This window comes from Dokdonella sp. (assembly GCF_019634815.1).
Taxonomy (GTDB): Bacteria; Pseudomonadota; Gammaproteobacteria; order Xanthomonadales; family Rhodanobacteraceae; genus Dokdonella_A.
Map to the genome: position 1 here is coordinate 66,381 of NZ_JAHCAP010000008.1, position 16,685 is coordinate 83,065.

The following is a 16,685-nucleotide window of genomic DNA, read 5'->3' on the forward strand; positions in this document are numbered from 1 at the left end:
GTCCGCATATAATCGCGGCCTCGGCAGCCACGGCAACACAACGGAAGGGTGGCAGAGTGGTCGATTGCACCGGTCTTGAAAACCGGCGATGGGCAACCATCCGTGGGTTCGAATCCCACCCCTTCCGCCAGCGCAAACAGCTACTTGCCGCCAGCCGCCGAACTCGATGAGTGGGTCCGGGGGCGCCGCGCGCGCAGCTTCCGGCATCCCTTTTTCCCCTTGCCGGCAGCGACAGCAGATGCGCCGCCAGTCGATTGAGTCCGAACCCCTCAGCCTCGCCTCGCAGCGCTTGTGTGACCTGCAGCATGTGCGTCGTGGACCGCAAGGCGTACCATGAACCGGCAAACCGGGGGGTTGGCTGCGTGTACGAGGATCTGCTCGCCTTTCAGCAAAGGCCACTACCGTTTTCACGGTACACGGCGGCCATAATCTGGACCGATCCGCACATCTCTGCGCAAATGCTGCGCCACCATCTCGACCCGGCCGTTGACAGTGCCTCACGCAGCGCGCCGAAGGTTGCGCAGACGATCGAGTGGCTCGACCGCAAGTTCCAACTTGCCGGCACGCAGGTTTGTGATCTCGGATGCGGTCCTGGACTGTATGCCGAACCGATGGCCCGGCTCGGGGCGAAGGTGATCGGCATCGACTTCTCGGCGCGTTCGATTGCACATGCCCGGGCGAGCGCGCAGGCCCACGGCCTCACAATCGACTATCAACAATCGGACTATCTGCTTGGCAACCTGCCCGATCGGCAGGATCTGGTCTGCCTGATCTACGGCGAATACTGCACGCTTTCCCCAACCCAGCGCAGTTCACTGCTGACCCGCGTGAAGAACATGCTGCGCCCGGGTGGCCATCTGGTAGTCGACGTCTTCACCACACACCAGTTCGCCACGTTGCGCGAAGCTTCGACCTGCGCGGAGCGGCTGATGGATGGGTTCTGGTCGGCCCATGACTATTTCGGTTTCCACAAGTCGTTTCTCTACCCTCGGGAAAAGATACTCCTCGACCGTTATCTGATCCTCGAAGCCGGCCGCAAGCTCGAAATCTACAATTGGTTGCAATTCTTCGACCCGGCCTCGATCACCGCCGAGCTGACTGCCGCGGGATTCGAAGTTGAACTCTTGCTCGACGCCGTAACCGGTGCGCCCTGGCAAGCCGGGCCGCGCGAACTGGCACTGGTGGCCCGCCGCCCACTGCCGCGGCCGGTGGCAGTGCCCGCTGGCAATACCCGCACAGCCCAGGTCCCGCCCCTGCCGGCCATGCTTGCGCAACAGGTCCGCGAAGGAGACGCCGGCTCCGCACAGCCGCGCAATGCACTTGCCGCGGTCACCGAAAGGTTCCGGCTGCGCCTGGCATCGCACCCGACCCGGCTTGCGCAAGGATCGCGTTCGGCCTCATCATCGACCGTCAGGAAGCCAACCGCAGTCGCTGCGCGCATGATCGAATTCGGACACAGCACCCACGTCGGCCTGCGCCGCGAGCACAACGAAGACACCTATCACGCCGATACCGATCTCGGCCTGTGGCTCGTTGCCGACGGCATGGGTGGGCACGAACACGGCGAAGTCGCCAGCGCATTGGCTCGCGATACCCTGATCCGCGAGGTTGGCAGTGGCACGACGCTGGTGCGTGCGATCCAGCTCGCCGACGAGGAAATCATTCGCCACTCGACACGCCGTTCCGAAGCTTTGCCGATGGGCACCACGATCGCCGCGCTGCGTCTGGTCAAGGACAACAGTTACGAAGTCGCATGGGTCGGCGACAGCCGCATCTATTTGTGGGAAGACGCCAGCCTGCGGCAGATTTCGCAGGATCATTCCTACGTGCAGGAACTCATCGACCAGGGTGCGATCACCAGCGAGCAGGCGCGCAACCATCCGCATCGCAACGTGGTCACTCAGGCTCTGGGCGTGACCGATCCGCAGGCCCTGCGGGTGGAAAGCGTGCGCGGCGACTTCAAACCGGGCATGCAGCTCCTGCTGTGCAGTGACGGCCTCACCGAGGAGGTCGACGACGATGCGATCGCAGCCATCCTTTCACGCATCGACCTGAGCGCGCAGGAGTGCGTGGAGCACCTGATCCTCGCAGCACTCGAAGGCGGCGGCTCCGACAACGTCACCGTGCTGCTGGTGCGCCGCACCTGAGGCGGCCGTTCAACTGCGCTGCCACACGCAATTTCCCTTCGACGCCGCTTCGATCGCGGCTAGCCGCGCGTCATGTGCGACGAGTTCGGCGCTGTTCGCACGGCGCACGAGCGGCCGCAAGATGAGCTGCAGTTCCACGTTGGCGCGCGTTGGCGCGGTGCTGTCTTCCTCGGCAAAACCGAGTGCCGCCTGGCCCGAAGTCAGCGCGAGATAGACTTCGACCAGCAGGTTGGCGTCGAGCATCGCCCCATGCAGGCTGCGATGGCTGTTGTCGACGTCGAGTCGCTTGCACAGTGCGTCAAGCGTATTGCGCTGGCCAGGATATTTTTCGCGCGCCAACGCCAGCGTATCGATGACCGACACGCGCCCGCCCAAGCTGTGTGCAGCAAATCCTGCGCGCTGCAGTTCAGCGTCGAGGAAGCCGATGTCGAAGCTGGCATTGTGGGCGATCAGCTCGGCGTCACCGATGAAGTCGAGGAATTCTTGCGCGATCTCGCCGAAGCGCGGCTTGTCGATCAGCGACTCGTCGCTGATGCCGGTCACCGCGCGCGCACCTTCGTCGATCGCCCGATCGGGATTGAGATAGGTGCGGAACTCGCGCCCGCTGCGCCGCCGTTGCACCAGTTCAATGCAGCCGATTTCGATCACACGATGGCCGGCCGCGACTTCGAGTCCGGTGGTTTCGGTGTCCAGCACCACTTGTCTCATCAAGCCTCCTCCCGTGCCATTTCCGCTGCGGTACGCGCCAGCACATCGACGCGCTCGTTCTCGACATGCCCGGCATGGCCCTTGACCCAGTGCCAGCGCACTTGATGCGCAGCCAGGGCAGTCCGCAGGCGTTCCCACAGTTCGCGATTCTTGACCGGCTGGCGATCACTTGTGCGCCAGCCATTGGCCTGCCAGCGCGCCATCCATTCCTCGACGCCGCGTTTGACGTACTGCGAATCGGTGGTGATCTCGACGACGCAAGGCCGCTTGAGCGCCTCCAGCCCCGCGATCGCCGCCATCAGTTCCATGCGATTGTTGGTCGTCTGTGCTTCGCCGCCGCTGAGTTCGCGCTCGTGCCCACCGGCGCGCAGCAGTGCGCCCCAGCCCCCTGGTCCCGGATTCCCCAGGCAGGCGCCATCGGTGAACAACTCGACGTGATTGCGCTGCTGCTTCATCCGGCATTGCGCCGGCTCGGTACCGCGAGCGACGGTCGTGCAGCGATCCGCACGCGCTTGCGCTGCGGTCGCAGGGGCGTGAGCACGCTTTGCTGCTTGCATGCCGTCAACGCCCAGGCCGCGCGCAATGGTTTGATAACGCCATCGGCATCAGTGAGCGAAGGCCAGCACGAACCGAACATGCGTGCGCGCCCGACCGACAGGCCCAGCGCGGACAAGCGTCTGCGCAAGGCATCGGCGCCACTCGTCGTTGGCGCTTCCAGACCGCCACGCGCCCGCCAATGCAACCAGACCAGCCACGGACTCCATCGGTTGAATCCGAACCACTGCAGGGTGCCTCCCGGCGCGAGCACGCGCGCGAGTTCAGCGAGATGGTCGGGAGCGGCGGGCAAGGCATCGGCGGCATGCTGCACCACCACCAGTTGGAATGCGGCATCCTCGAACGGCAGTGCATCCGCGCGGCAGCTGAGGTCACCCCGCAAGCCGTCGCCATCGACATGCAGTCGTGACAGGCGCAGGTGACGCGTGTCCACCGACCAGTCTTGATGCGTCGCACAAGCCTGCAGAAGCAGGGCATGACCCGCGGGTCGCGCCGCAGCAAGCAGCGGCACCAGCGCCAGTTCGCTGCGCAGCAGCGCAGTGGGTTCGGGCAAGGCGTAGAGGCTGTCGGGAGCGGAAATCAAGGCTTCGGCCGCTGGTTGTTGCGGCAAAGTGTAACCGCTGCGCGTGCGCACACGGGCGATCTTTTGCAAGCGTGGTCCCGCGACACCAACATCGAGTTAACCATTCGCAGCAAGTGGCCGCCTATAGTCCGCGATCCATGATCCTGCTAGCCGTCCCCGCGCTCAGCGACAACTACGTGTGGCTGCTCGCTGACGAGGTCGGCAATGCGGTCGCCGTCGATCCCGGCCAGGCAGCGCCGGTGCATGCCGCATTGGCACGCACTGGCTGGCGCTTGCGTGCGATCCTGCTCACGCACCACCACGCCGACCACATCGGCGGTGCCGCCGAACTCGCAGCCACCAGCGGGGCGGCAATCCATGCGCCTCTCGACCCACGCATCGCCGAGGCCGATATCCGCGTCGAGGCCGGCCAGCAACTCGAGCTCGCCGACGGCCTATTCAGGTTCGAGGTGATCGCGACGCCCGGTCATACGCTCAGTCACGTAGCCTATTTCGGCCACGAGATGCTGTTTTGTGGCGACACCCTGTTCAGCGTCGGCTGCGGGCGCCTGTTCGAGGGAACGCCGCAGCAAATGCTCGAGTCGCTCGACCGCCTGGCAACCCTGCCCGCATCGACACGCATTTGCTGCGGACATGAGTACACGCTCGCCAATTGTGCCTTCGCCCGCAGCATCGATCCGCACAACACGGCGCTTGCCCAGTACGAAGCCCGGGCCCGCGCCTTGCGTGCAGACGGCCTGCCGAGCCTGCCATCAACCCTGGGCGATGAATTGGCCTGCAACCCGTTCCTGCGTGTCAGTGTCCTGCCGATCGGTGGCGCAGCAGACGCCGGGTCGCGCGTCGAACGCTTTGCCCAATTGCGCCGACACAAGGACCAATTCAAGGCGGTCGTGGCATGAGGCACGCATGGCACCGGCAAGGTTCGTTCGGCCTCGCCGCCCTCGCGCTGCTGCTGGCTGCCTGCGCACCCGCGCCGCAGCGTCCGCCGCAGCCGCCACAATCTCAATCCCTGCAGGCGGCACCGACGCCACCGCCCGTGGCGGCGCCCGAAGCTGCGCCTGCGCGTGCACCCGCGCCGATCTCGCCTTGGCCGAGACTGCGTGAGTACTTCGCAATGCAGCGCTGCGATTATCGGCCACAGGTCCAGCACTGGGCGCGCGCCTACACCCGTTCGCCACGCCATTTTCTCGCCCGATGGACTGACGCCCTGCCCCTGCTCGACTGGGTCACCGAACAAATCGAACAACGCGGCCTGCCCGCTGAATTCGCGATGCTGCCCTTCGTCGAAAGTGACTACCGCCCGTTGCCTGCACGCGGCAAGGGTTCGGCGGGCATGTGGCAGATTATTCCCGCGACTGCCCGCGCGAACGGCTTGCACGTGGAGCGTGATTACGATGGCCGGCTCGACCTCGTCGATTCGACCCGGGTCGCACTCGATCTGATTGCCCACTACTACAAGGAATTCGCCGATTGGCGATTGGCCGACCTGGCCTTCAACGCCGGCGAATTTCGTGTCAAGCGAGCGCTCGGCGAACGCGATGCGCGAGAACTATCGGCGGCGCAACTGGGCAAGCTGCCACTGCGCCGGGTCAGTCACGATCATCTCGATCGCCTGCTGGCGCTGGCCTGCATCATCGAAGACCCGTCGCGTTACGGCGTTACGTTGCCGGAGGCAACGACCGATACCCGACTTACCGTGGTGGATCTCGAGAACGGCATGGATTTGCGCCTGGCCTCGCGCCTGACGGGTTTGCCCCTCGACAAGCTGCGCAGCTGGAACGCCGCCTATCTCGACGATCGCATGCCCGAGTCCGCGCCACGCCGACTGCTGATCCCACACGCACGGATTGATTCGTTCCGGCATGCGGCCGCGTCGGTTCCACTGGCGTACTGGAATGACTGGCATGAGCAAGCTGCCGGTCGCAGTGGTCAGCTGGACACTTGGGCCAGCGCGAGCGGCATACCGCCAGAAGCGCTCGCCGCAGCCAATGCCATGCCAGTCGGGGGGCATGTCACCCACACCACGCGGCTGCTGCTGCCCGGGCGAGAACCGCGCCTCGCGGCCACACCGCGGGTGCGCACAGCCGCTGCCGCAGTGCACGTGATTGCCGCCGGCGACACCCTGGGTTCGATCGCGCGTCGGCACGGCCTGTCACTGCGCGCGCTGCGCGCGCTCAATCCGCAAGCCACGGGCAAATTGCGCATCGGCAGTCGCTTGCGACTGCAGCCGGACGAAAGCTGATATTGAAGCCGCGCTGCCCTAGTGTGACTGCTCTAGTCCGCGCATCCAGACTCTCCACGACGCGGCATGGGCCGCGACCCAAGGAGAACACGACAATGGCCAAGCCCAAACTCAAGAGCGCTGCGAAGAAGGCAACTTCCCATGCCGGCGGCGATGCCCGCCACCTCGGCAAGAGCGTGATCGATTCAGCCCAGCAGATCTGGCTTGCCGGTCTGGGCGCCTTTGCCAAGGCGCAACAGGAAGGCAGCAAGCTGTTCGAGGCACTGGTCAAGGAAGGCACCTCGCTCGAAGCCAAGACCCGCAAGTTCACCCAATCCAAGGTCGATGAGGCGCGCGGCAACGTCGAAAGCACGCTGGGCCAGGTGCGTGAGCGCAGCCAGGAAACCTGGGACAAGCTCGAAAAGGTATTCGAAGATCGCGTGTCGCGTTCGCTCAAGCGACTGGGCATCCCCGGTCAAGCCGACATCAAGCGCCTGGAAGCCCGCATCGATGAACTTGCCCGCGGCGGCAAGAAGCAGTCTCCCGTGCGCAAGGTCGCTGCCAAGCGCGGCGCCAAGTAACTGCGCTTCATGGCAGGCTGGAAAAGAGCGGGCATGGCCCGCTCTTTTCGTTTCCGCAGTCCACGTCGCCTGCGTGCTACCAGTGCACGCCACGCATCAACGAGGCAAAGGCGATCTGTTCGGTGGTCGGCTCGGTTGCATCGCCGCGCCCCTTCATGCCCTTGGATGCCTGTGAATCGGGGAACAGGCGGAATGCCGTGTTCATCACGATCTCGTAGACGCGCGGCGCCAGCGCGTAGAACACCTGGGCAAAGGTCCCCAACCGGGTGGCGATGCGCACGGGCCGCTCGATGATCGCCTCGACCACGATGTCGGCGGCTTCCTCGGGTGACAGCGTGGGCACCGATTCGTACATCTTGGTCGGCGCGATCATCGGTGTCTTCACCAGCGGCATGTTGATGGTGGTGAAGTTGACGCCATTGTCCGAGAACTCGGCCTGGGCGCAGCGCGAAAACGCATCCAGTGCCGCCTTGGAAGCCACATAGGCCGAGAAACGCGGTGAATTGGTCAGTACACCGATAGACGAAATGTTGATGATGTGGCCGCGGTGACGCTCGGTCATCTTCGGCAGAAAGCCCATGATCAGGCGCAGGGCACCGAAGTAGTTGAGCTGCATGGTGCGCTCGAAATCATGGAAACGATCGTAACTGGCACTGATCGCACGCCGGATCGAACGCCCGGCGTTGTTGACGAGAATGTCGACATGGCCGTGGTCGGCGAGTACCCGCGAGACCAGTTCATCACAGGACTTGAGTTCGGAAAGATCGGCGACATAGGTATGGCAAATGCCGCCAGCCGCCTCGATCTCGGCCCTGGTTTGTGCCAGCTCGTCTTCGCCGCGCGCGCAGATCACCAGCTTGGCGCCGGCGGCGGCAACCTTGAGTGCGACCGCCTTGCCTATCCCCGACGAGCCACCGGTAATGAGCACCACTTTTCCGCGTACCTTGCCGCCCAGTGAATGATCGACGAACAGGTCGGGGTCGAGGTGGCGCTCCCAGTAGTCCCACAAGCGCCAGGCGTAGTCTTCGAGCTTGGGCAACTTGATCTTCGAGCCCTTGAGTGCGCGTTCGGTTTCGCGGCAGTCAAAGCGCGTCGGGTAATTGATGAATTTCATCACCGCCGCGGGTATGCCCAGATCGCGCAGCAGCACATTGACCACGCGACGCACCGGCGGCAGGTTGCCAATCGCCGCACGCACGCTGCCCGGAATGAAGCCGAACATGCGGGCATCCAGGCGCATCGTCATCTGTGGCGCGTGACCGGCGCGCGCGAACAGGTTGAGCACTTCGCCAATTCGCCGCGGTGCCGGATCGGTCAGGTGGAAAGTATGGCGATCAAGCGTTGGCTTGTGGGCGATGTGGTCGAGCACGGTCGCAACCCAGTCGACCGGCACGATATTGATGCGCCCCCCTTCGAGTCCGATTGTCGGCATCCAGGGCGGAAGTGTCTGCCGCATCTTCTTGATCAGGCGGAAGAAATAGTACGGTCCGTCGATCTTGTCGGTTTCGCCGTTGCGCGAATCGCCCACCACGATGCCGGGGCGATAGACACGCCAAGGCCGCCGACATTCCTTGCGCACCAGGCCCTCGGAATCGTGCTTGGTGCGGAAATATGGATGATCCAGATCCTCGGCTTCGTCGAACATGTCCTCACGAAACACGCCAGGATACAGCCCGGCTGCAGCGATCGAGCTCACGTGGTGAAAGCAGCCCGCACGCAGAACCTCGGCAGCCTCGATTGCATGACGGGTGCCTTCGACATTGGCGACGATCTGGCTCTTCTCATCGGCGGAAAGATCGTAAATCGCGGCGAGATGGAAGAAGTGCCTCACCTTTCCCGCGAGCTCCCGCACCGTTGCCGGCGCCAATCCCAGCCGCGGCTTGCCCAGGTCGCCCACGACGGCGACCAGACGCTTGCCCTCGCTGCCAAAGCTGTCCGCCAAAGCGAGAAACTTTGGCATCGATTGCTTGCGTACAAGACAGTGGACTGTGCCTTTGCGCTCCAGCAGTTTCTCGATCAGCCGCTTGCCGATGAATCCTGTGGCGCCGGTAACGAAATACGTCATCGTCTGTCCCCTTCCAAGATGCGTGCCGTGGCAAGCATAGCCGTGCCGCAGCGTGACTGGCTATGTTCGATTGACGTCGGTCGGCCCCGCTGTTGTAAGCTGCGCCTCTCTTTGCTGCTGCGCTACGGAAATCCGTCATGGCTGATCTCAAGGCACGCTTCGAAAAGGCCGCAGAAGCCGTCAAAAAGCTCGATGAGCGTCCCGACAACGACACCCTGCTGAAGCTCTACGCGCTCTACAAGCAAGGTTCGGAGGGTGACGTTTCCGGGCCCAAACCCGGCTTTTTCGATTTCGTCGGCACCGCCAAGTACGAAGCCTGGGCCAAGCTCAAGGGCACCAAGAACGAGGAAGCGCAGCAAAAGTACATCGATCTGGTCAAGAAGCTCGGCGGCTGATGCAGTCACTACGCGCCACCCGGCGCCCCGCCGCCACGCGCACCCGCGAGCGTATCCTCGACGCCAGCTTGGCCATGTTCAACGCGTTTGGCGAACCCAACGTCAGCACCAACCACATCGCCGACGAAACCGGCATCAGCCCGGGCAACCTGTACTACCACTTTCGCAGCAAGGACGACATCGTCGAGCAGCTGTTCGCGAGCTACGAAGCACGCATCGACGAGGCGCTGCTGCTGCCCACGACGCGCGCACCCAACCTCGAAGACCTGTGGTTGCAGCTGCATTTGCTGTTCGAGGCGATCGGCAGCTATCGCTTCCTGCACCGCGATTTGGTCGATATCCTCACCCGCAACCGCCGGGTCCGCATTCGCTTCGCGCGCATCCTCGACCGCGCCAGCATCAGCGCAACCTCCCTCCTGCGTGCCTTGGTTGAAACCGGCGTCTTGCACGCGCGCGAAGAGGACTTGCCGCCGTTGGTCGAGAATGCGATCGCACTGGTCACCTTCTGGGTTGGTTACGACACGGTGCGCAGTGGCCATTTCAACGGTCACGCCAACGATCCGCTGCTGGGCATGCGCCGTGTGATCGCCCTGCTTGCCCCGTTCCTCGACGCCACTGCGCGTGCGCATTTTGAGCGTCTGGCGGCAGCCTACGGCGCGTAAGCGTTTCCGCCCTTGCCTGCGACAGCTCGCAGCGATCTCAACCTGATGCGAATGGCCGCATCAGTTGAGCGAAAAAGGCCGGCAACACACGCCACTGGAACGCGATGGTGACCACGATGCCGTAGATCGCGCCCCACAGGTGCGCGTTGTGGTTGACGTAATCCGTGCGCTGGCGATCCATGTAGATCGTGTAGCCAAGGTACAGCACCGCATAGACGATCGCCGGCATCGGTACCACGAAGACGATGATGGTGGCCCACGGTTGCAGAAGGATGTAGGCAAACAGCACCGCGCTGACCGCACCCGAAGCACCCAAACTGCGATAGCTGCTGCTGTTGCGATGCTCGTACCAGCTGGGAAACGAGGACACTGCGAGGCCCCCGACGTAAAACAACAAATAGGCCAGCGGTCCGGCCTGCATCGTGTAAAACATTTCGATCAGACGCCCGAAAAAATAGAGCGTGATCATGTTGAACAGCAGATGCGGCACATCGGCGTGGATGATGCCGCAACTCACCAGGCGCCAGTATTCCTTGCCGCGCGTGATCGCCGGCGGCCACAGGATCAGGCGCGAAATCAGCGTTTGATTGGAAAATCCCATGAACGACACGACACAGGTCACGCCGATGATGAGCAGGGTCACGATGCCTGGTTCGGCCACGTTTTGGAATCCTCGAAGAAAGATGGAATCTGACAACCATCAACCCGGTTCAATGCGACTGCACGATTCGTTCGACCCAGGCCGCGTAGGCTTGCATGAACCGCGCGGCGAAGTCGCGCGTCCCCTGGTTGAGCAGCTGGCCGTTGTCATCGAACAGCTTGTCGGCACCGCCGATGTAGGCTTCGGGCTGTTGCAGGGTCGGCATGTCGAGGAAGACCAGCGACTGGCGCAAATGATGGTTTGCGCCGAATCCGGCGATCGCACCGATCGACACGCTTGCCACCGCCGCGGGCTTGCCCTGCCAGACGCTTTGGCCATAGGGACGTGAACCCACGTCGATTGCATTCTTGAGCACGCCGGGCACCGACCGGTTGTATTCGGGGGTCACGAACAGCACTCCCTGCGCCGCATGCATGCGCTCGCGAAACGCCATCCATGCCGGTGGTACCGCCTTGCTGCCGTCATCCAGATCCTGGTTGTAGAGCGGCAATGCGCCGATTTCGACAAACGACAAGCGCAACGACGCGGGTGCGACTTCGACCAGTACCTTGGCAAATTTGCGGTTGAACGAGCCAGCCCGAAGACTGCCGACGATTACCGCGATGTCGCGACTCATGAAATCCTCTCCTGCCGGTGCAAAATGGCCACGCGCGCTCGAAACGACATGGGCGGGGCGTTGCAATATCATGCACGAGCCACGCAGGGAGCGCATTGATCTTGAGGTCCCGCTATTTGCAACTGGATGTGTTCGCCTTGCGCTGCGGCGGTGGCAATCCGCTCGGCGTCGTGCTTGATGCCGAGCATTGGAGCACGACGCAGATGCAGGATTTCGCCGCATGGACAGGTTTGGTCGAAACGACCTTCGTTCTGCCGGCAACCGAGATCTCGGCTGACTATCGCGTGCGCATTTTCACCCCTGAGCGCGAGATCGCCTTTGCCGGGCATCCGACCATTGGCAGCGCCCATGCGGTGCTCGAATCAAGGCGAATCGTCGAACTTGACCGTCCCTTGGTCCAGCAATGCCAGGCGGGCTTGCTGCCAATCCGCGTTAACGAAGCTGGCGGTCGGCGACGGCTGCTGGTGCGTGCACCGGCGGCACGTGTCCTGCGTGTGGGCGTCGACGGTCGATTGTCGCGGCTGCTTGAAGGCATCCAATTGGGGAGTCTTCCTCCAGCTTTCCTCGATGGCGGCCGCCGCTGGTGGGTCGTCGAATTCGCCAGGGAAACCGATCTGCGCGCATGGCGTCCGGATCACGCGGCAATTGCCGAACTTGCTCGCGAAAGCGAGAGCCTGGGCTTGTGCATCTTTGCGCGCGGCCAGGGTCGGCACGAACTGATCGTGCGCGCGTTTCCGGCCGGGGTCGGAATTACCGAGGATCCGGCCTCGGGAGCAGCCAATGGGCTGATCGCGGCGTGGATCGCCGGACGCGAACCCGAAGGCTCGCTAGCGCACGGCTATCACGTCAGCCAAGGACGCGAGATCGGCCACGACGCCGAAATCGATGTGCGGATCGAGCAAGGTGAAATCTGGGTTGGTGGTGCTGTCCACACGATCATTGCCGGCAGCGTCGATTGGCCGCCGCAGGAGCGCAATTGCGCATAATCAAAAACCCCGGGCATTGCGGCCCGGGGTTCATGTCGTTCAGCATGGACAGCGAGGATCAGATGACCTGCACCTGATCAGCCTGCATGCCCTTCTGGCCTTGCACGGCGATGAAGCTCACGCGCTGGCCTTCCTGCAGGGACTTGAAGCCGGTGCCCTGGATCGCGCGGAAATGCACGAACAGATCCGGGCCGCTTTCCGGCGTGATGAAGCCGAAGCCCTTGGCATCATTGAACCACTTGACGGTTCCGGTTTGACGATTCGACATCTTTGCAAAACTCCTGAAAACACAATGGACATCACGACTGCGGAACATTCCGCATCGAGACTGGGTTGCCGGGAGCTAGCGAGGCGAAACGATGAAGCGGATCGTCAGATCAACTGCATCAAGGCCACGATTCACAGTGACCCTAGCAAACACAGTGCGCGCGACTATACCGGCATGTTGCTGAAAAAGCTAACTTTCTGTAAAGCAATCGCAGGTACGGGCATCCAAGCCGATCCGGCCGCGACTTTCTCCACAGGATTTGCCTCGGCATGAGGCCCGCGCAACCGCTCGCGCAGGCCTGATGGCGACAGGATCAGACCGCCTTCTTGGCAGCGGCTTTCTTGGCCGGGGCGGCAGCCTTCTTGGCCGGCGCTGCGGCCTTCTTCACTGCGGGCTTGGCGACGCCGGCAGCGGCTTTCTTGGCGACATGCGGTCGTGCATTGCCATAACTGCGGATCGAGATCTTGCCCTTGCGGGTCTTGCGATCGCCCTTGCCCATGAAAAATCCTCGAACGGTTCGGTAAACGGGCGCGCAGGATAGCAGCCTGCGCAGCTCCCGTACTAGGGCAGCGCCATGTCATGTCCGTTCGATGCCGGATTCACTGAGCCTGAGCGGCAAGGCCGAAGCTTGCGCGACCTGTCAGCCGTGCAGGCCACCGCACTGCTCGCCGCGACAGGGCGTTGATTCGATCTGCACGGTGACGTGCACGATGCCGAACCGCTCACGCAGCAGCGAACGCAATTGCGCCAATACCGTGTCGGGTTCGGCGCTGGCTCCAATCCGCGCATGCAGGGTTGCCATGGCTCGGCCACCGGCAAGTTCCCATACATGCACATGGTGAATTTCATCCACGCCGATTCCGGCGGCGGTGACCGCCTCGCTCAGTTGCGCGGCCCCCAGACCCTGCGGCGCGCCTTCCAGCAGGATATGCGCACTGCGTGCGAGCAGCCGCCAGGCGCTGCGCAGGATCAGCAAGGAAACCAGGATCGAGATTGCCGGATCAGCCCACAACCAGTCGAACCAAGCAATCAACGAGGCCGCCACTACCGCGCCGAGCGAACCGAGCAGATCACCCATCACATGCAGACGGGCGCCGGCGGTGTTGAGGTCGTTCTCGTCGTGACCGTGCAGCATGCGCAGCACCAGGCCATTGACCGCCAGGCCGGAGATCGCCACCCACAACATCAGGCCGCTGAGAATCGGCGCCGGCGCAAACAGGCGGCTGATCGCCTCGAATCCGATCCAGGCGACCAGAACAAATTGGGCCAGCGCATTGGTGTATCCGACCAATACTTCGACGCGTGCATAGCCGTAACTGCGTCGTTCATCGGCGGCGCGTTTGGCAAACCGCGCCCCCAGCCAGGCAAACAGCAAGGCCAGCGCGTCGACCAGCATGTGTCCGGCGTCTGCGAGCAGGGCCAGTGAGCCGGACAGATAACCGCCGATGGCTTCGACGATGAGCGTGACCAAGGTCAGCGCAAAGGCCACGAACAGCTTCCCCTCTCGCCGGTCGGGCGACGCCGCGATCGAATCGTGGTCGTGCGCGTGGCTATGGGAGTGCGCGTGGCTGTGGGAGTGCGACATCGGCGGTTCGAACCGAGGGATGCGTGATGAGCCCGGATGCTATGGATCTGCCGCCCGGTTACACAATCACCCGCGCTCAGTGTCTGCAGGAAGCATCATGCACATGCCGCCGTGCCAGGCGCAGGTTGGCCACATGGGCAAAGGCGACAAGGCTGCCGCCCACAGTCACGAGCAGCGCGTGCAGATGGGCGGGATCATCCAATGCAAGCTGGGCTCCGACCACCATCAAGACAATTCCCGGAACGAAATAGCCGAAGGCATTCGTCCGGCGATGGCGTCGATAGCCCAGCCACAGGCTGATCGAAGCGAGCAGCGCGGCAAAAATCACGAATCCGCGTTCGAAGCGATGGTCGGCCAAAAATCCGAGTCCGATGACTGGCAGGACCGCAATCAGCAACGGCAGCAGGGCGCAATGCAGCGCACACAGGAACGAAGCAGTTGCTCCGAATCGATCGGCAAGGACAGTCCAGCTTTGGTGCAGTTGCGAAGATTGCATGCGCAGCGGGCTTTGAGCGAACCGATACCGGGAGCGGCTTCCAGTTTCAGGGCGAAGGCGTTATGTTATTTCATAACATCGCATCTAGCAACCCTGAATCGCCTCATGACCAGCCGTTCCCTGTCCGCTTCACTCAACTTCGTGTTGCTCGTCTGTCCCATCGCCAACGTCCCCGCAGCCGGGCTTTCGATCCATGCTCAGCCTCCCGGGCAGGACCGTGAGCAAACCGGTTCATTGCCGGACATCGACCGCAACGAAACGACTCGCCTGCCAACGGTCGACGTCAAGGCGTCGACCGCGGCACCCGCGGTCAACGCTCTGGCCGCGCCCACCAGCGTCCTCGATGGCATCAGTCTCGATGAAGTGCGCGCAAGTACGCTTGGCCAGACCGTTGCGAACATCCCGGGCGTGCAGACCACGGCCTTCGGTCAGGGTGCCGGTCGTCCGGTGATTCGCGGGCTCGACGGGCCGCGTGTCGCCGTACTTGCCGATGGCATGGGCTCCGGTGATGTCTCGGCCGTGAGTCAGGACCACGGCGTGAGCATCGAACCGTTTCTCGCCGACCGCATTGAAATCCTCAAGGGTCCGGCTGCACTGCTGCACGGCTCGGGAGCCATCGGTGGCGTGGTCAACGTCATCGATGGACGCATTCCCGAGCAATTGCCTGGTTCCGGCTCAAGCGGCCGCGTACAGGCTGGATTGGACAGTGTATCGTCGGGGAACACCGGTGCTTTTCGCTTTGACGCAGGCAGCGGCCATCTGGCTTTCCATGCCGACGGCCTGCGCCGCGATGATCACGATTACACGATCCCCGGCGCGATCCTGCCCAACAGTGCGGTGCAGACCAGCACGGGCGCGCTGGGTGGTTCCTGGATTGATGATTGGGGATATGCCGGTCTCGCGGTTTCACGCTATCTCAATGACTACGGCAATCCCGCCGAACCCGGTCATCCGGCGCAAGGCGAGCCTGCCGTCCACCTGCGCATGCAACAGACCCGCGTCGAGGCACGCGGCGCGCTCACCGCCCCGCTGCCCGGCCTGCAGCGGCTGGAATGGAATCTGGGCCATGTCGACTACCAGCACACCGAATACGAGGGCGAGCTCGCCGGCACCCTGTTCACCAATCGCAGCCGCGAAGCGCGCCTGGTTGCCAACACACAGCCTTGGGCCAATTGGCTCGGCGCGTTCGGACTGCAGTTCAAGCAGCGTGAACTGGCAGCGATCGGCGAGGAATCCTTCATTCCTTCAACCCGGACCCATGCGCTGGGCCTGTTCATCTCCGCGCGCCGCGACCTTGGCGCGGTCACGACGGAATTCGGGGCGCGCATCGACAGCCAATCGAGCCGGCCACATGGCCTGATCGAACGCTCATTCGATCCGCTCAATCTTTCGGCGAGCCTCGTCTGGCGCCTCGACCCTGTCTGGCACCTGACCCTCAATCTCGATCGTGCCCAACGTGCTCCGGCAGAAGAGGAGCTGTTTGCACACGGGCCGCATCAAGCATCCTTCAGCTGGGAAATCGGCGATCCCGCACTCGTTGTCGAGACCGCCAATCAGGCGGAAGTCGGACTGCATTACCACGGCAACCGGCTTGAAGCCAAAGCCTCGCTATACGTCAACCGTTACGATGATTTCATACATCTCGTCGACGCCGGCGCGTTCGAAGAGGGCTTGCCGGTGCGCCACTGGACGCAGCGTGACGCCCTTTTCCGCGGCGGCGAGGTCGAAGCAACCTGGCATTTGGCCAGCAACGCCAGTGGTCACTTCGACCTGCGGCTCTGGGGCGATCTCGTCCGCGCCACGCTCGGCAATGGCGGCGGCAACGTGCCGCGCATTCCCACCGGTCGGCTCGGCTCCGAACTGCGCTGGCACGATGACGATTGGCGCGCGAGCATCGGCGTGACGCGCTACTTCAGTCACGACCGCATCGCGATCAATGAAACACCGACCGCGGGGTTCACCCTGCTCAGCGCGCATCTGGCGTGGTCTTTCCTCAACACCGATCGCCAGAGCTGGGAAGTGTTTGTCGATGGCAGCAATCTCGGCAACCGGCTCGCGCGCCTGTCGACTTCGCTGGTCAAGGACGAAGTGCCACTGCCAGGACGCAATTTCAGCGTCGGCGTGCGCGGGATTTTCTGAGCCGGCGTCGGAACGCC

Annotated in this window: 19 protein-coding genes, 1 tRNA gene and 1 pseudogene; 11 read left to right on the forward strand and 10 right to left on the reverse strand. The window is 63.3% G+C overall.

Annotation, left to right across the window (positions count from 1 at the left end; all coding sequences use genetic code 11):
- Positions 1–42: 42 nt before the first annotated feature.
- The 3 genes and pseudogenes from KF759_RS06030 to KF759_RS06040 all read left to right on the forward strand — a co-directional run bounded on the left by KF759_RS06030 (position 43) and on the right by KF759_RS06040 (position 2,147).
- Positions 43–130, forward strand: a tRNA-Ser gene (locus KF759_RS06030).
- Between the two features lie 328 nt (positions 131–458).
- Positions 459–1,109: pseudogene (locus KF759_RS06035) on the forward strand (class I SAM-dependent methyltransferase); the annotation flags it as partial.
- Positions 1,110–1,439: 330 nt separating this feature from the next.
- Positions 1,440–2,147, forward strand: coding sequence for a PP2C family serine/threonine-protein phosphatase (locus tag KF759_RS06040; protein WP_291223695.1), 708 nt, complete (start codon positions 1,440–1,442; stop codon positions 2,145–2,147).
- Between the two features lie 9 nt (positions 2,148–2,156).
- Here KF759_RS06040 and dnaQ read toward each other — a convergent pair whose 3' ends face one another.
- The 3 genes from dnaQ to KF759_RS06055 are packed head-to-tail and all read right to left on the reverse strand — an operon-like array spanning position 2,157 to position 4,062.
- Positions 2,157–2,855 (reverse strand): DNA polymerase III subunit epsilon, encoded by a 699-nt coding sequence (gene dnaQ, locus KF759_RS06045; protein ID WP_291223601.1) that lies wholly within the window; start codon positions 2,853–2,855, stop codon positions 2,157–2,159.
- A complete protein-coding gene (gene rnhA / locus KF759_RS06050) occupies positions 2,855–3,310 on the reverse strand; it encodes a ribonuclease HI (RefSeq protein WP_291223603.1) in 456 nt (151 codons plus the stop codon). The genes dnaQ and rnhA overlap by 1 nt, the downstream gene beginning before the upstream one ends.
- Positions 3,307–4,062 (reverse strand): methyltransferase domain-containing protein, encoded by a 756-nt coding sequence (locus KF759_RS06055; RefSeq protein WP_291223605.1) that lies wholly within the window; start codon positions 4,060–4,062, stop codon positions 3,307–3,309. The genes rnhA and KF759_RS06055 overlap by 4 nt, the downstream gene beginning before the upstream one ends.
- 68 nt (positions 4,063–4,130) lie before the next feature.
- Between KF759_RS06055 and gloB the strand changes: the two genes are divergently transcribed.
- The 3 genes from gloB (at position 4,131) to KF759_RS06070 (ending at position 6,795) form a co-directional block, all read left to right on the forward strand.
- Positions 4,131–4,892, forward strand: coding sequence for a hydroxyacylglutathione hydrolase (gene gloB / locus KF759_RS06060; protein WP_291223607.1), 762 nt, complete (start codon positions 4,131–4,133; stop codon positions 4,890–4,892).
- Entirely contained in the window at positions 4,889–6,235 is a 1,347-nt protein-coding gene (locus KF759_RS06065) for a transglycosylase SLT domain-containing protein (protein ID WP_291223610.1), read from the forward strand. The genes gloB and KF759_RS06065 overlap by 4 nt, the downstream gene beginning before the upstream one ends.
- 95 nt (positions 6,236–6,330) lie before the next feature.
- Complete coding sequence (locus KF759_RS06070; protein WP_291223612.1) at positions 6,331–6,795, forward strand: phasin family protein; 465 nt, start codon at positions 6,331–6,333, stop codon at positions 6,793–6,795.
- A gap of 76 nt (positions 6,796–6,871) precedes the next feature.
- On the opposite strand, the gene KF759_RS06075 is transcribed toward KF759_RS06070, so the two are convergent.
- A complete protein-coding gene (locus tag KF759_RS06075) occupies positions 6,872–8,860 on the reverse strand; it encodes an SDR family oxidoreductase (protein ID WP_291223614.1) in 1,989 nt (662 codons plus the stop codon).
- Between the two features lie 137 nt (positions 8,861–8,997).
- On the opposite strand from KF759_RS06075, the gene KF759_RS06080 reads away from it, so the two are divergent.
- Both KF759_RS06080 and KF759_RS06085 read left to right on the forward strand, forming a co-directional pair.
- Positions 8,998–9,255 (forward strand): acyl-CoA-binding protein, encoded by a 258-nt coding sequence (locus tag KF759_RS06080; RefSeq protein ID WP_291223616.1) that lies wholly within the window; start codon positions 8,998–9,000, stop codon positions 9,253–9,255.
- A complete protein-coding gene (locus tag KF759_RS06085; RefSeq protein WP_291223618.1) occupies positions 9,255–9,917 on the forward strand; it encodes a TetR/AcrR family transcriptional regulator in 663 nt (220 codons plus the stop codon). The genes KF759_RS06080 and KF759_RS06085 overlap by 1 nt, the downstream gene beginning before the upstream one ends.
- A 37-nt stretch (positions 9,918–9,954) precedes the next feature.
- Here the strand turns inward: KF759_RS06085 and KF759_RS06090 are convergent, their stop codons facing one another.
- Positions 9,955–10,578: a rhomboid family intramembrane serine protease gene (locus tag KF759_RS06090; protein ID WP_345777423.1), complete on the reverse strand. Its 624-nt coding sequence runs from the start codon at positions 10,576–10,578 to the stop codon at positions 9,955–9,957.
- Between the two features lie 49 nt (positions 10,579–10,627).
- Entirely contained in the window at positions 10,628–11,194 is a 567-nt protein-coding gene (locus KF759_RS06095; RefSeq protein WP_291223620.1) for an NAD(P)H-dependent oxidoreductase, read from the reverse strand.
- Positions 11,195–11,292: 98 nt separating this feature from the next.
- Here KF759_RS06095 and KF759_RS06100 point away from each other — a divergent pair, with 98 nt between their 5' ends.
- A complete protein-coding gene (locus KF759_RS06100; RefSeq protein WP_291223700.1) occupies positions 11,293–12,180 on the forward strand; it encodes a PhzF family phenazine biosynthesis protein in 888 nt (295 codons plus the stop codon).
- A 58-nt stretch (positions 12,181–12,238) separates the two neighbouring features.
- Here the strand turns inward: KF759_RS06100 and KF759_RS06105 are convergent, their stop codons facing one another.
- Positions 12,239–12,448 carry a cold-shock protein gene (locus tag KF759_RS06105; protein ID WP_291223622.1) on the reverse strand — a complete coding sequence of 70 codons (210 nt, stop codon included), beginning with the start codon at positions 12,446–12,448 and terminating at the stop codon, positions 12,239–12,241.
- A gap of 24 nt (positions 12,449–12,472) precedes the next feature.
- On the opposite strand from KF759_RS06105, the gene KF759_RS06110 reads away from it, so the two are divergent.
- The gene (locus KF759_RS06110) at positions 12,473–12,721 is read left to right on the forward strand and encodes a hypothetical protein (RefSeq protein ID WP_291223624.1); all 249 of its coding nucleotides are present in this window, start codon (positions 12,473–12,475) and stop codon (positions 12,719–12,721) included.
- Positions 12,722–12,761: 40 nt separating this feature from the next.
- Here the strand turns inward: KF759_RS06110 and KF759_RS06115 are convergent, their stop codons facing one another.
- The 3 genes from KF759_RS06115 to KF759_RS06125 all read right to left on the reverse strand — a co-directional run bounded on the left by KF759_RS06115 (position 12,762) and on the right by KF759_RS06125 (position 14,529).
- Positions 12,762–12,947 (reverse strand): 30S ribosomal protein THX, encoded by a 186-nt coding sequence (locus tag KF759_RS06115; RefSeq protein ID WP_291223626.1) that lies wholly within the window; start codon positions 12,945–12,947, stop codon positions 12,762–12,764.
- Between the two features lie 141 nt (positions 12,948–13,088).
- Entirely contained in the window at positions 13,089–13,937 is an 849-nt protein-coding gene (locus KF759_RS06120; protein ID WP_345777424.1) for a cation diffusion facilitator family transporter, read from the reverse strand.
- A 172-nt stretch (positions 13,938–14,109) separates the two neighbouring features.
- Positions 14,110–14,529, reverse strand: coding sequence for a MerC domain-containing protein (locus KF759_RS06125; RefSeq protein ID WP_291223630.1), 420 nt, complete (start codon positions 14,527–14,529; stop codon positions 14,110–14,112).
- Between the two features lie 105 nt (positions 14,530–14,634).
- Between KF759_RS06125 and KF759_RS06130 the strand changes: the two genes are divergently transcribed.
- The gene (locus tag KF759_RS06130; protein WP_291223632.1) at positions 14,635–16,668 is read left to right on the forward strand and encodes a TonB-dependent receptor; all 2,034 of its coding nucleotides are present in this window, start codon (positions 14,635–14,637) and stop codon (positions 16,666–16,668) included.
- Positions 16,669–16,685: the final 17 nt, after the last annotated feature.

Excerpts from the sequence above, each read along its gene's own strand:
- KF759_RS06115 (WP_291223626.1), bottom strand. The coding sequence starts at position 12,947 with ATGGGCAAGGGCGATCGCAAGACCCGCAAGGGCAAGATCTCGATCCGC.
- KF759_RS06040 (WP_291223695.1), top strand. The coding sequence starts at position 1,440 with ATGATCGAATTCGGACACAGCACCCACGTCGGCCTGCGCCGCGAGCAC.
- dnaQ (WP_291223601.1), bottom strand. The coding sequence starts at position 2,855 with ATGAGACAAGTGGTGCTGGACACCGAAACCACCGGACTCGAAGTCGCG.
- KF759_RS06085 (WP_291223618.1), top strand. The coding sequence starts at position 9,255 with ATGCAGTCACTACGCGCCACCCGGCGCCCCGCCGCCACGCGCACCCGC.
- KF759_RS06080 (WP_291223616.1), top strand. The coding sequence starts at position 8,998 with ATGGCTGATCTCAAGGCACGCTTCGAAAAGGCCGCAGAAGCCGTCAAA.
- KF759_RS06095 (WP_291223620.1), bottom strand. The coding sequence starts at position 11,194 with ATGAGTCGCGACATCGCGGTAATCGTCGGCAGTCTTCGGGCTGGCTCG.
- KF759_RS06130 (WP_291223632.1), top strand. The coding sequence starts at position 14,635 with ATGACCAGCCGTTCCCTGTCCGCTTCACTCAACTTCGTGTTGCTCGTC.
- KF759_RS06065 (WP_291223610.1), top strand. The coding sequence starts at position 4,889 with ATGAGGCACGCATGGCACCGGCAAGGTTCGTTCGGCCTCGCCGCCCTC.
- KF759_RS06125 (WP_291223630.1), bottom strand. The coding sequence starts at position 14,529 with ATGCAATCTTCGCAACTGCACCAAAGCTGGACTGTCCTTGCCGATCGA.
- KF759_RS06105 (WP_291223622.1), bottom strand. The coding sequence starts at position 12,448 with ATGTCGAATCGTCAAACCGGAACCGTCAAGTGGTTCAATGATGCCAAG.
- gloB (WP_291223607.1), top strand. The coding sequence starts at position 4,131 with ATGATCCTGCTAGCCGTCCCCGCGCTCAGCGACAACTACGTGTGGCTG.
- KF759_RS06110 (WP_291223624.1), top strand. The coding sequence starts at position 12,473 with ATGGACATCACGACTGCGGAACATTCCGCATCGAGACTGGGTTGCCGG.
- KF759_RS06075 (WP_291223614.1), bottom strand. The coding sequence starts at position 8,860 with ATGACGTATTTCGTTACCGGCGCCACAGGATTCATCGGCAAGCGGCTG.
- KF759_RS06070 (WP_291223612.1), top strand. The coding sequence starts at position 6,331 with ATGGCCAAGCCCAAACTCAAGAGCGCTGCGAAGAAGGCAACTTCCCAT.
- rnhA (WP_291223603.1), bottom strand. The coding sequence starts at position 3,310 with ATGAAGCAGCAGCGCAATCACGTCGAGTTGTTCACCGATGGCGCCTGC.